The following is a 17,459-nucleotide window of genomic DNA, read 5'->3' on the forward strand; positions in this document are numbered from 1 at the left end:
CATTTTTAGCTTCATGCTTCAACGTTAATCAAAATTTAATTATAAAATAATTATACACTTATGAGCTTAAACATTAAACCATTGGCAGACCGAGTTCTTATAGAACCAGCTGCGGCTGAAACTAAAACAGCATCAGGAATTATCATTCCAGACAACGCTAAAGAAAAACCACAAAGAGGTACTGTTGTTGCTGCCGGCCCTGGCACCAAGGACGAGCCTATTACCGTTAAAGTTGGCGACACTGTTTTATATGGTAAATATGCAGGCACAGAGCTTAAACTAGACGGAAACGACTACCTAATAATGCGCGAAAGCGACATCTTGGCAATTGTTTAAATAATTGCTTTTTTTATTTCCGTATGTCACACTAAGAGCGATCTAAGCAAATGCGGAAATCTTATTTAAAAACTGAATTAATATTAAATGGATTCCTGCCTTCGCAGGAATGACAAAAAAATAATTAAAAATGGCAAAAGATATAAAATTTGAAATAGAAGCTCGCGACGGTTTAAAGCGTGGCGTAGACGCATTGGCAAATGCAGTAAAAGTAACTTTAGGACCTAAAGGTCGTAATGTAATTATAAGTAAGAGCTTTGGTGCTCCACAAGTTACCAAAGATGGTGTTACTGTAGCTAAAGAAATAGAATTGGAAGATGCCCACGAGAACATGGGAGCACAAATGGTAAAAGAAGTAGCTAGCAAAACCAACGATTTGGCTGGTGACGGAACCACTACCGCTACCGTTTTAGCTCAAGCCATTGTAAAAGAAGGCCTAAAAAATGTAGCTTCAGGTGCTAACCCTATGGATTTAAAACGTGGTATCGACAAAGCTGTTGAAGCCATTACTGCCGATTTAGAAAAACAAGCTCAAGAAGTAGGCAACTCTTCAGAAAAAATAAAACAAGTTGCCGCTATCTCTGCAAATAACGATGACACTATTGGTGAATTAATTGCCCGAGCTTTTGAAAAAGTTGGAAAAGAAGGTGTTATTACTGTTGAAGAAGCCAAAGGTATGGATACCTATGTAGACGTGGTTGAGGGTATGCAGTTCGACAGAGGATATTTGTCGCCTTACTTCATCACAGATGCAGACAAAATGATTGCCGATTTAGAAAATCCGTATATTTTATTATTCGATAAAAAAATATCCAATTTACAGGAAATCCTTCCAATATTAGAGCCTGTTGCACAATCTGGCCGTCCGTTATTAATTATCGCTGAAGATGTTGACGGACAAGCCTTAGCTACTTTAGTGGTTAACAAGCTACGTGGCGGATTAAAAATTGCTGCAGTAAAAGCTCCTGGTTTTGGCGACAGACGTAAAGCCATGCTAGAAGACATTGCTATTTTAACTGGTGGTACTGTTATTTCTGAAGAAAGAGGCTTCACTTTAGAAAATGCCGATTTAAGCATGTTGGGTACCGCAGAAACTGTTACTGTAGATAAAGACAATACAACTATTGTAAATGGTTCTGGTGACACCGAAGCTATAAAAGCTCGTGTAAACCAAATAAAATCACAAATAGAAACTACAACTAGCGACTATGATAAAGAAAAACTTCAGGAGCGTTTAGCTAAACTGGCTGGTGGTGTTGCCGTATTATATGTTGGTGCTGCTAGTGAAGTGGAAATGAAAGAGAAAAAAGACCGTGTAGATGATGCTTTACACGCTACAAGAGCAGCTGTAGAAGAAGGTATTGTTGCCGGTGGTGGTGTTGCATTGGTTAGAGCTAAAGCTGTTTTGGAAAGTTTGGAAACCTCTAATTTAGATGAAACAACCGGTGTACAAATTGTGAATAAAGCCATCGAAGCTCCATTACGCACTATTGTTGAAAATGCAGGCGGTGAAGGTTCTGTTGTTATCAACAAAGTATTAGAAGGTAAAAAAGATTTTGGTTACGATGCCAAATCTGAAGCCTATGTAGACATGCTTAAAGCTGGTATTATAGACCCTAAAAAGGTAACTCGTATTGCTTTAGAAAATGCCGCATCTGTTTCAGGTATGATCCTTACTACAGAGTGTGCTTTAATTGATATTAAAGAAGATGCTCCTGCTATGCCTCCAATGGGAGGTGGCGGTATGCCAGGCATGATGTAATATTGAGTATTCTTCAAAAACCAAAAAAACGCTTCAAATTTAAATTTGAAGCGTTTTTTTTGATTTAATTTCATCCTAAAAAATTGGCTCTAGTTTAATATCATAGTCTTTGCTTTCAAAAAGTTAGTTCTGTTTCAAAGCCTTGGTTATCCCCCTTTTCACAATAGGCTCCATAACCAAGTATCCTGCTCTATTTGGATGTACACCATCTTCTCCCAGTTCTTTTTTTAAGCCATTTTGGTTATTAACCATAGCTGAAAAATAATCGACATACACAATCTTGGAGGCTTGTGCGTAAGCTTGTAACTTCCTGTTAAGGGCTATAATAATTTGATCTGGGTTTTTAACTGGGCTCCAGGGATACTTGTACACAGGCAAAACAGAGCACAATACAACTTCAATATTGTTGGCTTTAGCCAGCTCGACCATTGAGATTATATTGCCTTCTATCATTTCAATTGTAGACGGCCCAGTATTACCGGCTATATCATTAGTCCCTGCTAAGATAACAACCACTGCTGGTTTCAAATTAATAACATCTTGGCGAAACCGCAATAGCATTTGAGGTGTCGTTTGCCCTCCAATACCTCTATTTATATACGATTTGTCACTAAAAAATTGAGGACGAATGTTTAACCATTGTTCTGTAATTGAATTGCCCATAAACACTACCCGATGCTCACCAGGTTGCGGAACATTCAATGCCGCATTATCCATTTGATATCTTTTTAAATTGGGCCAATCTTGAGCATGGGAAAAATTAAACATTAATAACGCAATTAAAATTGAACCGCATAAAAACTTCATATATTTAAATTATTCTTGACACGCGTATTCAGGTCTAAATTATTTACTCTTCTCTAATTTTTAATTTATAGTAATAAAATGCCGGAAGCAACAAAATTAAAATTATGGGCTGTATAAGGAACCGGCGTACATTAAAAAACATATAATAGTCCTCTTGCCTGGGGTTTACAACAAAATACAAATAAATAAAAATCAACACTATAAAAGCCATACCATAGATAATTGTTGAAAACCGCAACATGTTTTTATCTTTAAAAGCAACATATATTATAGCTAGTGAAAGAATACTATTGAGCCCATATCGCAAACCTGTAAACAGCGTTAGCTTAAAAACTTCACGCCTAGGATTATCGATGTACAAATAATCGTTTTGAAAAAAAATTAAATAGGGATCGTAAAACAACTCATTCTCAAAAAAGCGAATTAAAATCAACAGTCCAAACAAGACAAGTAGCAATATAATGGTTAGACTCCTAGACATGCTTCTTATTTATCGTTGCAAAATAGTTTACCCAAACCATCCATAAAAAAAATACGACGCCGTAAATAATAGCGGGAAAAATAACGGTGTGCAATACTTCTTTCCGCCATGGGTAATGATATAAGGCAATAGTTAAAATTACTATACGCAATAAATTAACCACGTAAATTATCACACTTCCAGAAAGCAAGAACAAAAGCGTTTGTTTTAGCCTCCCTGAAAATGCCACTACAAAAGAGACAAACAAAATAATAACACTAACAGCATTACATCCCTCAATAATTCTAGCAATATATTTACCATTTACAATAAGCTTCATTGAAGGCTCGTTAGGGTGAGGCTCTACCCTACCAATATAACCAAAATCATTTAATAAGTTCTCGGTTTGCTTAGCCACCAAATGCGTTACATAATCTGGATAAAATCTTGATTCTTTAGAAAAATCTAAATAAAACTTATACGAAAGCGACAATACTAAATATACCATTAAAAACGTAAGTATAAATCGCACTACCAATTTGTATTTTATAAAAAGGGCTTTCAATAAAACTTGTTGTTGTTTCTTTAAATTAAGTTAAAATGAACATCCAAATTACGCCTTTTTAAATACTTTTACCAAAATTTTTGTTGTCATGACATTCGAACAATTAAAACCACAGGTTGAATCTATTATTTCCAATTCACAGCTTACCGTTAATGAGCGTCTATTAGAACTATGCAAACTTCTTGAAACTCACATTAATTATTATAATTGGGTTGGATTTTACTTTAGAAATGGCGATAAAGAAGAACTCCTGCTTGGCCCCTACGTTGGAGCGCCTACAGATCATACTGTAATTCCTTTTGGCAAGGGCATTTGCGGGCAGGTGGCCGTTAGCAATACAAATTTTGTAGTACCAGATGTCTCAGCTCAAGACAATTATATTGCGTGCAGCATTACGGTTAAGGCCGAAATTGTAATTCCTATTTTTGTAAATGGTAAAAATATAGGGCAGATAGATATAGACTCCAACACTCCAGACCCCTTTACAGAAGCCGACGAGCGCTTTTTGGAATTTGTGTGCGCTAAAGTATCGGAAATACTTTAGGTTCAAGGTTAAAGGTTAAAAATTCAAGATTCAAGTTTACTATGGTTAATCCAATCTGCAATCCAGACCCCAAAACCTTGAACACCTTTGTTAACAAGTTAGCTTTTTCGCAAAAAAACACACTATTTTTTTAAAACTTCTAGGGCTTTTTTTTGCTTTAAATAGTTACTTTTGCACTCGAAAACAACACGTTCAATGCCACGCATTGAAAAACTATAAAATTGTCATTTCCATATAAATGGAAATCAAACTAATTTAACAAAAATGAGCAACGAAAAAACCATTAAATCGGCATTAATATCGGTATTTAGTAAAGACGGATTAGAACCTATTGTAAAAGAATTGAATAAACAAGGTGTTACCATATATTCTACTGGAGGTACCGAAAAGTTTATTAATGATTTAGGAATTGACGTTGTTCCCGTTGAAGACGTAACCTCTTACCCTTCCATTCTAGGCGGTCGTGTAAAAACATTACACCCTAAAGTGTTTGGTGGCATTTTAAACAGACAAAACCATGAAGGCGACGTTGCTGAGTTGACCGAATACGACATCCCACAAATCGATGTTGTAATAGTTGATTTATATCCTTTTGAAAAAACGGTGGCCTCTGGTGCCAGCAATCAAGATATTATAGAGAAGATAGATATAGGTGGTATTTCATTAATTAGAGCTGCCGCTAAAAACTATGCCGATGTTATTTGTGTATCTTCAGTTAATGATTATGCTGAATTTTTAGAGCTTATTTCTGCTAACAACGGTACCATTTCAGAAGAAGACAGAAAGCGTTTTGCCGCAAAAGCATTCAATGTATCCTCTCATTACGACTCGGCAATTTTCAACTATTTTAACCAAGACGGCAACGAAACCGTTTTAAAAATTAGCGAACCTAATGCCAATGTGTTACGCTATGGTGAAAACCCACATCAAAAAGGATTTTTCTATGGTGATTTCGATGCTATTTTCGACAAACTTCACGGTAAGGAACTAAGCTACAACAACCTGTTAGATGTTGATGCCGCTGTAAATTTAATGAACGAATTTAAAGGCGAAGCACCAACTTTCGCTATCCTTAAGCATAACAATGCTTGCGGTTTAGCCCAACGCGAAACGCTTCTTGATGCTTATAAAGATGCCCTTGCTGGTGATCCTGTTTCGGCTTTTGGAGGTATTTTAATAAGCAATACCGAAATAGACAAAGCTACCGCTGAAGAAATCCACGGTTTATTTTGCGAAGTCGTTATTGCACCAGCATTTTCAGCTGAAGCCTTAGAGATTCTTAAAGGCAAAAAGAACAGAATCCTTTTAATTTTAAAAGATATAGAACTACCTAAAACCAACGTGAGAAGTTGTTTGAACGGCATTTTGGTTCAGGGCAAGGACAATATTACCGACACTGCAGAGGATCTAAAAAATGTGACTACTTTAGCACCAACAGCATCACAAATAGACGATTTGTTATTTGCTTCAAAAATCTGTAAGCACACCAAATCCAATACCATTGTACTGGCCAAAAACAAACAATTATGCGCTAGTGGTACTGGACAAACCAGCCGTGTCGACGCCTTAAACCAAGCCATACATAAAGCACAATCTTTTAACTTCGAACTAAAGGGTGCTGTTATGGCCAGTGATGCTTTTTTCCCATTCCCAGACTGTGTTGAAATTGCAAAAAATGCTGGTATTACCGCTGTAATACAACCTGGAGGTTCCATAAAAGACCAGTTAAGCATCGATTATTGTAATGAAAATAATGTAGCGATGGTAATGACAGGTACTCGCCATTTCAAACACTAGTCTTAAAGTTTTAAGTCACAGTCTCGCTCGGCAGTAACAAATACCGACAACTAAAAATTACAAACAGTTTACCGCATTTGTTTTGTAGAAAGGAACATTCATGAACCTTGTCTGGTCGTTAGTTTGGCTCGTGACTAAAAAACTTAACATTTGGTCATCTAAAAACCGATGAAAAACGTATAAGTTTAATGTGCTTTAAATCTGTTGAATTTTCAGCATTATAATATCTAGTATATTATTAACTTTTATTACATTTACGAAGTTCGTTTTTAAAACCTTTTAATACCACATTTAGCCTATGGGATTTTTTGACTTCCTAACCGAAGATATTGCAATAGATTTAGGTACCGCAAATACACTTATCATTCATAATGACAAGGTTGTTGTTGATGCACCCTCCATTGTAGCCCGCGATAGGATTTCCAGTAAAATTATTGCAGTAGGTCAAGAAGCCAGTTTAATGCAAGGCAAAACGCATGAAAACATTAAAACCATTCGTCCTTTAAAAGATGGGGTAATTGCCGATTTTGATGCTTCGGAACAAATGATAAGTATGTTCATTAAAAACATACCGGCGTTGAAAAAGAAATTTTTCTCACCTGCCTTACGTATGGTAATTTGTATCCCATCTGGTATTACCGAAGTTGAAATGCGCGCCGTTAAGGAAAGTGCAGAACGTGTAAACGGCAAAGAGGTTTACCTAATACATGAGCCTATGGCTGCCGCTATTGGTATAGGCGTAGACATTATGCAACCCAAAGGAAACATGGTAGTCGACATAGGTGGTGGTACGACCGAAATTGCGGTAATCGCTTTAGGTGGTATTGTTTGCGATAAATCGGTTAAAATTGCTGGTGACGTATTTACAAACGATATTGTATATTATATGCGTACCCAACACAACTTATATGTTGGTGAACGAACTGCCGAAAAAATAAAAATCCAAATAGGTGCTGCTACCGAAGATTTAGAGTTACCTCCAGAGGACATGAGCGTTCAAGGTCGTGATTTGCTTACGGGAAAACCAAAGCAAGTATCCATTTCGTATCGTGAAATTGCAAAAGCTCTCGATAAATCCATTTTACGTATTGAAGATGCTGTAATGGAAACCCTATCACAAACACCTCCAGAATTAGCTGCCGACATATACAATACAGGTATTTATCTAGCCGGTGGTGGTTCTATGTTGCGGGGTCTGGACAAACGCTTGTCGCAAAAAACAGACTTACCGGTTTACATTGCCGAAGATCCATTGCGTGCTGTAGTAAGAGGTACAGGTATTACACTTAAAAACTTACCTAAATACAAGAGTGTATTGATAAAATAGGCTGATAACCCATGCAACAGATTATAAATTTTATAATAAGAAACAAAACATTTTTGTTGTTCTTGTTGCTGTTCTCTATATCCATTTTTTTTACCATCCAATCGCATTCTTACCATAAAAGTAAGTTTATTAATTCGGCTAATTTTTTAACTGGTGGTGTATACAACTCCGTAAATAACATTAGTGAATATTTTAGTTTAAAATCACAAAACCAAATCTTGGCTGAGGAAAACAATAGGCTTAAATCACTTTTATATAACAGCTCCATTAAAACAGATACTAGTTTTGTGGACAGTACTAAGTTTAATGGATTATACCGATTTACACCGGCCAATATTATTAAAAACAGCTATAGCTTAAATAATAATATTTTGACATTAAACAAAGGCAAAAACGATAGCATAAAAGAAGATTTTGGTGTTATTTCATCAAAAGGGATTATAGGAATTATCGATAAAACCAGTGCCAATTATGCGACTGTTATATCTATCTTAAATACAACCAGCCAAATAAGTGCCCAGTTAAAAAACACAAACCATTATGGTTCTCTAAAATGGAATGGGAATTCCCCTGAGTTTGTTCAACTCGTGGATATTCAAAAAGTGGCCCCCGTAAAAGTAGGCGACACCATTATTACCTCTGGTATTTCTTCCATCTTCCCAAAAGGGATATTGGTTGGTACCATTCAAGATTTTAAACTGGACGATGCCGAGAATTACTACACTTTAAATGTAGAGCTATTTAATGATATGACTAACCTAGAGCATGTTCATATTATTGAAAATGTAGACAAACCCGAAATAACCAATCTGTTAAATGAATAGTGTTATTTCTATACATACCATCCGTTTTATATTACTAGCCATTACACAGGCTCTTATTTTTAACCATATTAATTTTTTGGGCTATATTAACCCCTATCCCTATCTACTATTTATCCTTTTTTACCCCGTAAAAAACAACAGGATGCTATTTATCTTTTTAAGCTTTCTACTGGGATTAACCGTAGATATGTTTTTGGACTCTGGAGGTATTCATGCCGCAGCATCTGTATTGGTAGCTTATGCCAGACCTATTTTTTTAAAATCTACATTTGGCACCATTTACGAGTACCAAACCATTAAGTTTAATAACGTAGAATTTGGCTCTAAACTTACATACATTGCTTTTTTAACCACAATCCACCATATTGTTTTATTTACTTTAGAAACTTTTAGTACTTCAAAAATAATTTTAACACTTCAAAAAGCGTTATTCTCTAGTATATTCACTATACTGTTATGTATATTGTTAACTATAATATTCAGTCGAAATAAGACATGAGAAAATTTCTGCTTTTCTTATCTGTAGTTATTGTTGGGCTCATTTTCATAGGTCGTTTATTTTATCTTCAGGTATACACTTCTACCGCGCATAATTTATTTGAAGACAATGCCCTTAGAAAAGTTTACGATTACCCCAAACGTGGTTTTGTATATGATAGAAATGGCGAGCTATTGGTTGCCAATCAGCCCACATATGATGTCATGGTTATTCCCCGGGAGGTAAAACCTCTGGACACTCTTGAGTTTTGTAATCTCCTAAAAATTGACAAATCAAAATTTATAGAAACCTACAAGAAGGCCTACCGTTATTCACCAAGGTTACCTTCGGTTTTCGTTGCACAGCTTTCTAAAGAAGACTATGCTGTACTACAAGAAAAAATGCGAAAGTATGAGGGGTTCTATATTCAAAAACGTTCGCTAAGACATTACCAAAGATCTATAGGTGCCAACGTTTTAGGAGACATTGGAGAAGTTGGCCACAGAGACATTAAAGCAGATCCTTATTACACCATGGGTGACCTTAAAGGCAAACAAGGTATTGAAGCCTCATATGAGAATATATTGCGTGGTGTAAAGGGCCTTAAATTTATCCAAAAAGATCGCTTTAATAGAGATATTGGCCCTTATAAGGAAGGGCAATTTGATATTCTTCCGGAACAGGGTAAAGATATTACCATTACCATCGATGCTGAGTTGCAAGAATATGGTGAACTCTTAATGCAAAATAAACGTGGTGGTGTTATTGCCATAGAGCCTTCCTCAGGTGAAATTCTTGCTATGGTGGCGGCTCCCACTTACGACCCCAACCTATTAGTTGGCAGGGAACGCTCTAAAAATTTCACTAAACTCTACAACGACACTATAGCTAAGCCCTTATTTAACAGAAGCTTACAAGGAGAATACGAACCCGGATCTCCTTTTAAGTTAATGAACGCCTTAATAGGCTTACAGGAAGGCGTTATAACTCCTAACGAAACGGTAACTTGCTATGCGGGTTATAAATATGGCAACCGCTTTATGAAGTGTCATTGCTATATTGGCAGGCGCAATAATATGGTTTCTGGTATTCAAGAATCATGTAATGCATATTTTGCCACAACCTATAGAAAGATACTAGATAAAAATGGCAACGCTTCTGAAGGCATTGATACTTGGAGTAAACACGCTAAAAGCTTTGGCTTGGGCAACTTCTTAAATAACGATTTATATGTTGGCCAAAAAGGACGTATTCCCGATAGGGATTATTATAAACATGTTTATCCAAACACTTTTTATTCTACATATACCATATCCAATGCTATAGGACAAGGTGAAGTTGCCACCACTCCTATCCAACTTGCCAATATGATTGCCGCTATAGCCAATAGAGGTTATTACTATACGCCACATATTATAAAATCTATTGAAGGCGACACCATCCCAAAGCGCTTCACTATACCTAAACACACAACTATCGCTAAGCAACATTTCGATCCTGTTATTGAAGGCATGCACCAGGTTTATAAAAATGGTACGGCCAAATGGCTACAGGTAAAAGACATTGATATTTGTGGTAAAACCGGTACCGTTGAAAACTTTGCCATCATAGACAGTGTAAGAACCCAATTAACCGACCATTCTATTTTTGTTGCTTTTGCACCAAAAGACAACCCCAAAATAGCCCTAGCCGTTTTTGTAGAAAATGGTTATTGGGGCAGTAGATTTGCCGGAAAAGTAGCCAGTTTAATGATAGAAAAACATATTAAGGGCTATATTACTCGAACCGATTTGGAAGACTGGTTATTACGATATGGTCTAGAGGAAGAATATGCAAAACCCTACTCTGGAGAACCTTTCAATATAAACGACAAAGCTATTGTTCAACCAGTAGATGACTCAGAATACAACAGACTTAAAGAGCTTTTAAAAAAATTTAAAACCCAATAAATTTAATGGTAAGAGAAACCAACAGGCATTTTAAATTCGACTGGATTACCATCATTCTTTTTTTGCTATTGGTAGGTTTTGGCTGGTTAAACATTTTGTCGGCGTCCCATACGGGAGAGACTATTGATTATTTTGATTTCTCCCAGCCCTATGGCAAACAGCTAATATTCATCTTACTCACTTTTGGCTTAATTATTATAATTCTATCCATAGAAGCTAAATTTTACGAGCGCTTTTCCAGTATCATCTATATCATTTCCATGGTTTCCCTTGTGGGACTGTTTCTCTTTGGAAAAAATGTTAACGGAGCCACCTCTTGGTATGCCATTGGTGGTATGACCCTACAGCCGAGTGAGTTCGCCAAGGCAGCCACTGCTTTGGCGGTAGCCAAATACATAAGTGATTTAAACACAGATATTAACAGATTTCAAGATCAAATTAAAACCTTAGCTATAATAATTATTCCAGCGCTTTTGGTACTATTGCAAAACGATACAGGCAGTACCATAGTATATGCTGCATTTTTCTTTGTGCTTTATAGGGAGGGCTTACCTAAAATGTACCTAACATTGGGTATTATAGTTATTATATTATCTGTTTTCTCATTAAAGCTAGGTTTTTTAATCACCTCCATTATTTCCGCCATCGCTATTGTTACACTTCACTTTTTATCAAAAAAGAGGCCTCCTATTTTAAAATCAATAGCAGCATTAATATTCTGCATAGGCTTAGCGTATAGCGTGAAGTTTTTCTACCAAGATATTTTGAAACCTCACCAACAGGATCGTATTAGCCTTTGGCTGCGTTTGGAAAAAGATCCGGAAAAATTGGAGCAAATGAAAAAAACCTTTGCCTATAACCTTAACGAATCTGAAAAAGCAATAAGTTCGGGAGGTATTACTGGCAGGGGTTTTTTAGAAGGTACCAGAACTACTGGAAAATTTGTACCAGAACAACACACCGATTACATTTTTAGTACTGTAGGTGAAGAATGGGGTTTTTTAGGAAGCACAATGGTTGTTATTGTTTTTGTTTTATTAATATTACGCATTCTTCATTTAGCCGAATTACAAAAATCGCAATTTAGTCGTGTGTACGGCTACAGCGTTGCGTCCATTATTTTTATACACTTCCTCATTAATATAGGTATGGTTATGGGGTTAATACCAACTATTGGTATTCCTCTACCCTTATTTAGTTATGGAGGATCTGGGCTTTGGGCCTTTACTATCCTACTGTTTATATTTATAAAACTGGACTCTAATAAAATTAATGAATGGTGATTTAGTATTCAGTGTGCAGTCTTAGTTGCTACAGAAAAACTTAATGTATTGATGGTTTAATTGTTAGATAACCGAAGACCGATGTTAATTCACTTCAAACACAAACCAATAACACAACCACTAAAAAGTTCAAGTGTTTTACACTTACTTTTTCAATTCCAATTTTTCGGCGAAGTAATCACAAAAATCCTTCATGGTAGCCGTCATCTTTTCATCTTGGGTAGCACGGTTAAAAGTATCGCTCATAGCCACCAAAGTTTGATGAAAAAAGACTTTCATCTCATCTACAGGCATATCTTTTGTCCACAAATCAATACGTAAGGTCTCTTGAGCTTTACTGTCCCAAACCGAAAGCAACATAGCTTTAGCTTCTTCATTGGTTATGCCTCCATCTTGTGCCGTCCAATATAATGTTTCGGGTACACGGTTCTCGTCCAGTTCTACACTTAATTCAATCTTAGATGTTATATGTTTTGCCATTATTTTCTAGGTTTAAATTTAGAATTATTAAAAATATCTTGGGAGCTTTTAATAAGCATCTCCTTAAGCGACACATCATTTTGCTCCATGTAGGCCCTAACAATTTGCCAACCTATATATTGCCCTAATCGCGCAGGGGACTCATTATCGATTTGCTCTAACCGAAATTTAGTAAAAGGGGCAGGGTTGATAAAACGGCCTGGCAATTTAGAGTCTGTACTAAATAACAATTCACGTTCTACAAAATACTGCCAAATGTAACTTTCGTTCGCGATGGCCCATTGCAACTCATCTTCGGTATAGCTAATGCGTTCTGCTTCTGTTTTAAAAGGAAGCATCACATCATTAAAATACAATATCTTCCCAAAGTAGACCATTTCATCCAAAAGAGTACGTGGCTGTGCCTGATAAATATACCTCTTGGCATATGCAGTAGACAAATCCACTACCAATTGTTCTTTTTTCAAATTTTCACAAACATACTTTGGAATACTGCTATTTACATAAAACTCATGGTCGCTCCCCAAATAGGTATCAACAGAAACAAGAACAATCGTATCGGTAACAATAACCTTATTTCTATAATCAACATCATTAGTAACGGTTATAACCCGTGGTGGATTAAACTCAGGAAAGTAATACTTTAAGTGATTGAACAAGGATTCTATCTCTAGCGTTTCATCATTAAAATTGGGAAATACTTTTTCAACCTCTTCATATAATCGCTGTTGCAACGTATCTTCCTTCTTAGCAATCCAAAACGAATCTGGGTACTTTTCGGCAAACATAAACGGATAGGCCTGTTTCAACTCAGGCAAATCTTCAATTTTTGCATTAGAGAACAGCTTATCGAAACGCTCTACGTTTATATCAATATTAATTTTAGCAATCTCCTGCTCCAACCTATTATCCTTTTTACAGGATATGGTTAGTATTAGTACAATTAATAATAATACAATATTCTTCATTTATTTAAAATTTCACAAAAACCTGTTTTTCAGAATTTTAATTATTCCAATTGGTATTAACCTTAGAACACTAAATTCCCCTAGTGGGCTTTCATACAAAAACTTAAACGACTTAATCTTTTATATATTGAGGGGTTTCTTTTATTTTTGCTTGCAAAGGTACTATTCTTAGATTTAAAATTGGCTTAATATGCAAACAGAAAAAGTAGTGAACCTTATTGTTGATTGGCTAAAGGATTATGCAACTAAGGCAGGTGTTAATGGTTTTGTTATAGGTGTTTCTGGCGGTATAGACTCTGCTGTAACTTCTACCTTATGTGCCAAAACAGGTTTGAAAGTTTTGTGTTTAGAAATGCCTATTCATCAAGCAAAAAGCCATGTAACAAGAGCACAGGAACATATTGCTCATTTGAAAGAAAAATTTAATAATGTTACCGATATACGCACCGATTTAACTCCTGTTTTTGAAACTTTTAAAGCCGAAATACTTTTAGATGGCGAGCAAGCCACTATAGATATGGCATTGGCCAATACAAGGGCGCGTTTACGAATGACCACCCTATACTATTATGCTGGTTTGTATAAATTACTTGTTGCAGGAACAGGAAACAAAGTTGAAGATTTTGGCGTAGGGTTCTATACTAAATATGGCGATGGCGGAGTTGACCTTAGCCCTATTGCCGATTTAGTAAAATCACAAGTTTATGAACTAGGCAGTTTTTTAGATGTTCCCGAAAGTATTATGAAAGCAGCCCCTAGTGATGGCCTTTTTGGTGATGCCAGAAGTGACGAAGATCAAATTGGCGCATCCTACCCCGAATTGGAATGGGCCATGGAAATGGATAACAATAATAACAAAGCCGAAGACTTTACAGGTCGTAAACAAGAGGTCTTTAAAATATACAAGCGCTTTAACAATGCCAACAAGCACAAAATGGTTCCAATACCCGTTTGTAATATTCCTAAGGAATTTTATTAATTTATTGTGAATTGTAAAAAAAGTAGTATCTTTACACTATAGCTTAAATCTCTCAATTAACCACATAATCATGTCCAAAATGATTATCTAAAAAGCTAAAAATATGATAAAATTATTAATAGCAGACAACCACCCTATCATTAGAAAAGGGCTAGAATTACTCTTATCTTCGTCTTCCAACATCGATATCGTTGGAAGTGTTAATGATGGCGAAGAAATCCTTGAATTTGTTAAAAACAATGAGGTAGACATTATTTTAACCGAAGTTAATTTTCCAAAATTAAACGGTTTAACGGTACTTAGATACTTAAAAAATGATTACCCGGATATTAAGACCATTATTTTTAGTGGAGAACCAGAAGAAGTTTATGCCATTAACGCTATTAAAGCGGGAGCTTATGGCTATGTTTCTAAAACAGTTAACATTATAACCATTAGCGAGGCCATTACAAAAGTATATGAGGGCGGTATTTACCTTAGTAATGAACTTACTCAACAAATTGCATTTGGAACTCGCACCAATAAATCTGGAAGATTTTACAAAAAACTTTCTACTAGAGAAGCAGAGGTTTTAAAATTGTTGACCGTTGGTAAAAAGAACAAGGAGATTTCTAAAGAACTAGATATTAACGAAAAAACGGTTAGTACTTACAAAGCCCGTTTAATGCGCAAGCTTAAAGTTAATAACCTTGTAGATTTAGTGAATCAAGCAAAGCTTTCTGAACAGGTGTAACTTTTAAAGTACCCTGTTTAGCTTTCTAGATAACAGCATCTTTAAGCCAGAGTAATCTTTAACTTCCTCAAGTATATTTCTATTTGAGTCAGACTTATTTTGCGCTGTTTCTAACCGAAACTCTTTTACCTTAAGGTCTATTAAAAAACATCTTAAACTTAAGATCGTCTCACTTACTAACTGAGCAACGGTATGTTGTTTTTCTTTGGGAAAAATATCCATACGTTGCCAGTTATCTAGATGGTATTTTTCGTCATCCATTAGAATGGAAGTAATCTCACTGGCCATATCCTGACGTACTGAATTTATAAATGTTTTTAATTCAAATTCCGGATTTTGGTTCAGGGCATCTATTATGGTATAATATAAGGTCTTAAATTTTTCGTTCGTGAATTCCATTTCATCATCCTGAAGATCTAAAAATACTTTTTCAAAAACCTTGGCTTGATGAATTACAGGCTCTAAAATCAATTCTCCCTTATCGTTCTCTTTTAAAACCAAATCTTCAAAATCTTCAGTTTTATTCCCATAAAGCAGTAGAATTTCTATAATCTTACGTTCCAAAATATATTGCACATCCACCTTTTTAACAGGCTGCTTATGCTTAATCACTTCAAAAGCTTTCTGTTCGGTCGAATACTTTTTATTTTCTTCCTGAAATTCCTTTTTATTTATTTGTGCTAAGGTACTGAACAGCACCTCCTCACTTATATCCATAATTCGGGCACATTCCTGAATGTAAATTTCCTTTTTGATACGATCGGGTATTTTAGAAATACTGTTTACTATATCTCTAACTGTATCGGCCTTCTTTATAGGATCGTTTTTTGAATCTTCAAATAAAACCGAAGCCTTAAACTGAATGAAATCTTTGGCATTGTCCTCCAAATAAAGTGTAAGTTCTTCCAATGTATTTTGCTTGGCAAAACTATCGGGGTCTTCGCCTTCTGGAAACGAACACACCTTAACGTTCATACCTTGCTCCAAAATAAGGTCTATACCTCTTAATGAAGCACGCATTCCTGCAGCATCACCGTCAAACAATACGGTAATGTTCTTGGTTAGCCTATTAATTAACCGGATTTGTTCTGGCGTTAAAGCCGTACCAGACGAAGACACTACATTTTTAATTCCGGTTTGATGGAATTGTATCACATCGGTATACCCTTCAACCAAATAACAATTGTCTTCTTTGGCTATGCTTTGTTTGGCATGATAAATACCATAAAGCACTTTACTTTTATGGTAAATATCACTTTCTGGGGAGTTAAGGTATTTAGCAGCTTTTTTATCGTTGGTTAAAATACGACCGCCAAAGCCCAACACCCGACCACTCATACTCTTTATGGGAAACATAACACGCCCCTTAAACCTATCGAAACGCTTATCGTCCTTAACTATGGTAAGCCCTGTCTTTTCTAGGTATTCTATATTATAGCCCTTTTTTAAGGCTTCATCGGTAAAAGCTTGCCATTCATTTAATGAATACCCTAAATTAAATTTTTTAATGGTTTCCTCTGTAAAACCGCGCTCCTTAAAATAACTTAGGCCAATAGACTTCCCTTGATCTGTTTTATGGAGTATCTTTTGGAAATAATCGTTTGCAAACTCACTTACCAAGTATAAACTCTCCCTTTCGTTAGCAGCCTCTTTTTGTTCGTTGGTTTGCTCGGTCTCTTCTATTTCAATATTGTATTTCTTGGCCAAATATTTTATGGCTTCCGGATAGGTAAAATGTTCGTGCTCCATTAAAAAGGCAACCACATTGCCCCCTTTACCGGTACTAAAATCTTTCCATATTTGTTTTACAGGCGACACCATAAAGCTAGGTGTACGCTCGTCGCTAAAGGGACTTAAGCCTTTAAAATTACTCCCAGCTTTTTTTAATTGTACAAAATCGCCTATAACCTCCTCTACACGGGAGGTTTCGAATACTAGATCTATGGATGATTGTGATATCAAATTGTCTGTAATTCCTGAAATGCCAGGAAATCTAATAAATTAAAACTTTACACATTAAAGTGAATTCCTGCCTCCCTTCGATAAGCTCAGGGTAACACGCAGAAATAACAATGTAAAAATACTATAAACTATGGATTATTGAAATTATAAATAACTTGATTAACGCTTCCCATATACCACACATGACAATAGTCATATTTTATTT

17 protein-coding genes are annotated in these 17,459 nt (G+C 35.8%); 11 read left to right on the forward strand and 6 right to left on the reverse strand.

Annotated features, from left to right (window positions below; all coding sequences use genetic code 11):
- Positions 1–60 precede the first annotated feature (60 nt).
- Positions 61–336 carry a co-chaperone GroES gene (locus MR062_RS03275; protein ID WP_242202653.1) on the forward strand — a complete coding sequence of 92 codons (276 nt, stop codon included), beginning with the start codon at positions 61–63 and terminating at the stop codon, positions 334–336.
- A gap of 130 nt (positions 337–466) precedes the next feature.
- Positions 467–2,098, forward strand: coding sequence for a chaperonin GroEL (groL, locus tag MR062_RS03280; protein ID WP_242202654.1), 1,632 nt, complete (start codon positions 467–469; stop codon positions 2,096–2,098).
- A 123-nt stretch (positions 2,099–2,221) separates the two neighbouring features.
- On the opposite strand, the gene MR062_RS03285 is transcribed toward groL, so the two are convergent.
- From MR062_RS03285 to xrtF, 3 genes are all read right to left on the reverse strand, one after another.
- On the reverse strand, positions 2,222–2,866 hold the full coding sequence (locus MR062_RS03285; protein WP_242202655.1) for an SGNH/GDSL hydrolase family protein: 645 nt from the start codon (positions 2,864–2,866) through the stop codon (positions 2,222–2,224).
- Between the two features lie 82 nt (positions 2,867–2,948).
- Positions 2,949–3,386 carry an exosortase F system-associated membrane protein gene (locus MR062_RS03290; RefSeq protein ID WP_242202656.1) on the reverse strand — a complete coding sequence of 146 codons (438 nt, stop codon included), beginning with the start codon at positions 3,384–3,386 and terminating at the stop codon, positions 2,949–2,951.
- Positions 3,379–3,930, reverse strand: coding sequence for an exosortase family protein XrtF (gene xrtF / locus MR062_RS03295; protein WP_262916808.1), 552 nt, complete (start codon positions 3,928–3,930; stop codon positions 3,379–3,381). Before xrtF ends, MR062_RS03290 begins: the two co-directional genes overlap by 8 nt.
- 88 nt (positions 3,931–4,018) lie before the next feature.
- Here xrtF and MR062_RS03300 point away from each other — a divergent pair, with 88 nt between their 5' ends.
- From MR062_RS03300 to rodA, 7 genes are all read left to right on the forward strand, one after another.
- Entirely contained in the window at positions 4,019–4,474 is a 456-nt protein-coding gene (locus tag MR062_RS03300) for a GAF domain-containing protein (RefSeq protein WP_242202658.1), read from the forward strand.
- Between the two features lie 264 nt (positions 4,475–4,738).
- Positions 4,739–6,271, forward strand: coding sequence for a bifunctional phosphoribosylaminoimidazolecarboxamide formyltransferase/IMP cyclohydrolase (purH, locus tag MR062_RS03305; protein WP_242202659.1), 1,533 nt, complete (start codon positions 4,739–4,741; stop codon positions 6,269–6,271).
- Positions 6,272–6,569: 298 nt separating this feature from the next.
- A complete protein-coding gene (locus MR062_RS03310) occupies positions 6,570–7,598 on the forward strand; it encodes a rod shape-determining protein (RefSeq protein ID WP_242202660.1) in 1,029 nt (342 codons plus the stop codon).
- 11 nt (positions 7,599–7,609) lie between these two features.
- A complete protein-coding gene (mreC, locus tag MR062_RS03315) occupies positions 7,610–8,422 on the forward strand; it encodes a rod shape-determining protein MreC (protein ID WP_242202661.1) in 813 nt (270 codons plus the stop codon).
- Positions 8,415–8,921, forward strand: coding sequence for a rod shape-determining protein MreD (locus MR062_RS03320; protein WP_242202662.1), 507 nt, complete (start codon positions 8,415–8,417; stop codon positions 8,919–8,921). Before mreC ends, MR062_RS03320 begins: the two co-directional genes overlap by 8 nt.
- Positions 8,918–10,849, forward strand: coding sequence for a penicillin-binding protein 2 (mrdA, locus tag MR062_RS03325; protein ID WP_242202663.1), 1,932 nt, complete (start codon positions 8,918–8,920; stop codon positions 10,847–10,849). Before MR062_RS03320 ends, mrdA begins: the two co-directional genes overlap by 4 nt.
- Positions 10,850–10,854: 5 nt before the next feature.
- A complete protein-coding gene (gene rodA, locus MR062_RS03330; RefSeq protein WP_242202664.1) occupies positions 10,855–12,132 on the forward strand; it encodes a rod shape-determining protein RodA in 1,278 nt (425 codons plus the stop codon).
- 144 nt (positions 12,133–12,276) lie between these two features.
- Here the strand turns inward: rodA and gldC are convergent, their stop codons facing one another.
- Together gldC and gldB are read right to left on the reverse strand one after the other, a co-directional pair.
- Positions 12,277–12,612 (reverse strand): gliding motility protein GldC, encoded by a 336-nt coding sequence (gene gldC, locus MR062_RS03335; RefSeq protein ID WP_242202665.1) that lies wholly within the window; start codon positions 12,610–12,612, stop codon positions 12,277–12,279.
- Complete coding sequence (gldB, locus tag MR062_RS03340) at positions 12,612–13,580, reverse strand: gliding motility lipoprotein GldB (RefSeq protein WP_242202666.1); 969 nt, start codon at positions 13,578–13,580, stop codon at positions 12,612–12,614. Before gldB ends, gldC begins: the two co-directional genes overlap by 1 nt.
- 190 nt (positions 13,581–13,770) lie before the next feature.
- On the opposite strand from gldB, the gene nadE reads away from it, so the two are divergent.
- Positions 13,771–14,559 carry an NAD(+) synthase gene (nadE, locus tag MR062_RS03345; protein WP_242202667.1) on the forward strand — a complete coding sequence of 263 codons (789 nt, stop codon included), beginning with the start codon at positions 13,771–13,773 and terminating at the stop codon, positions 14,557–14,559.
- Positions 14,560–14,662: 103 nt separating this feature from the next.
- A complete protein-coding gene (locus MR062_RS03350; RefSeq protein ID WP_242202668.1) occupies positions 14,663–15,292 on the forward strand; it encodes a response regulator in 630 nt (209 codons plus the stop codon).
- A gap of 3 nt (positions 15,293–15,295) precedes the next feature.
- Here MR062_RS03350 and dnaG read toward each other — a convergent pair whose 3' ends face one another.
- The gene (gene dnaG, locus MR062_RS03355; RefSeq protein WP_242202669.1) at positions 15,296–17,254 is read right to left on the reverse strand and encodes a DNA primase; all 1,959 of its coding nucleotides are present in this window, start codon (positions 17,252–17,254) and stop codon (positions 15,296–15,298) included.
- Positions 17,255–17,459: the final 205 nt, after the last annotated feature.

Source organism: Aestuariivivens insulae (assembly GCF_022662195.1).
GTDB lineage: Bacteria > Bacteroidota > Bacteroidia > Flavobacteriales > Flavobacteriaceae > Aestuariivivens > Aestuariivivens insulae.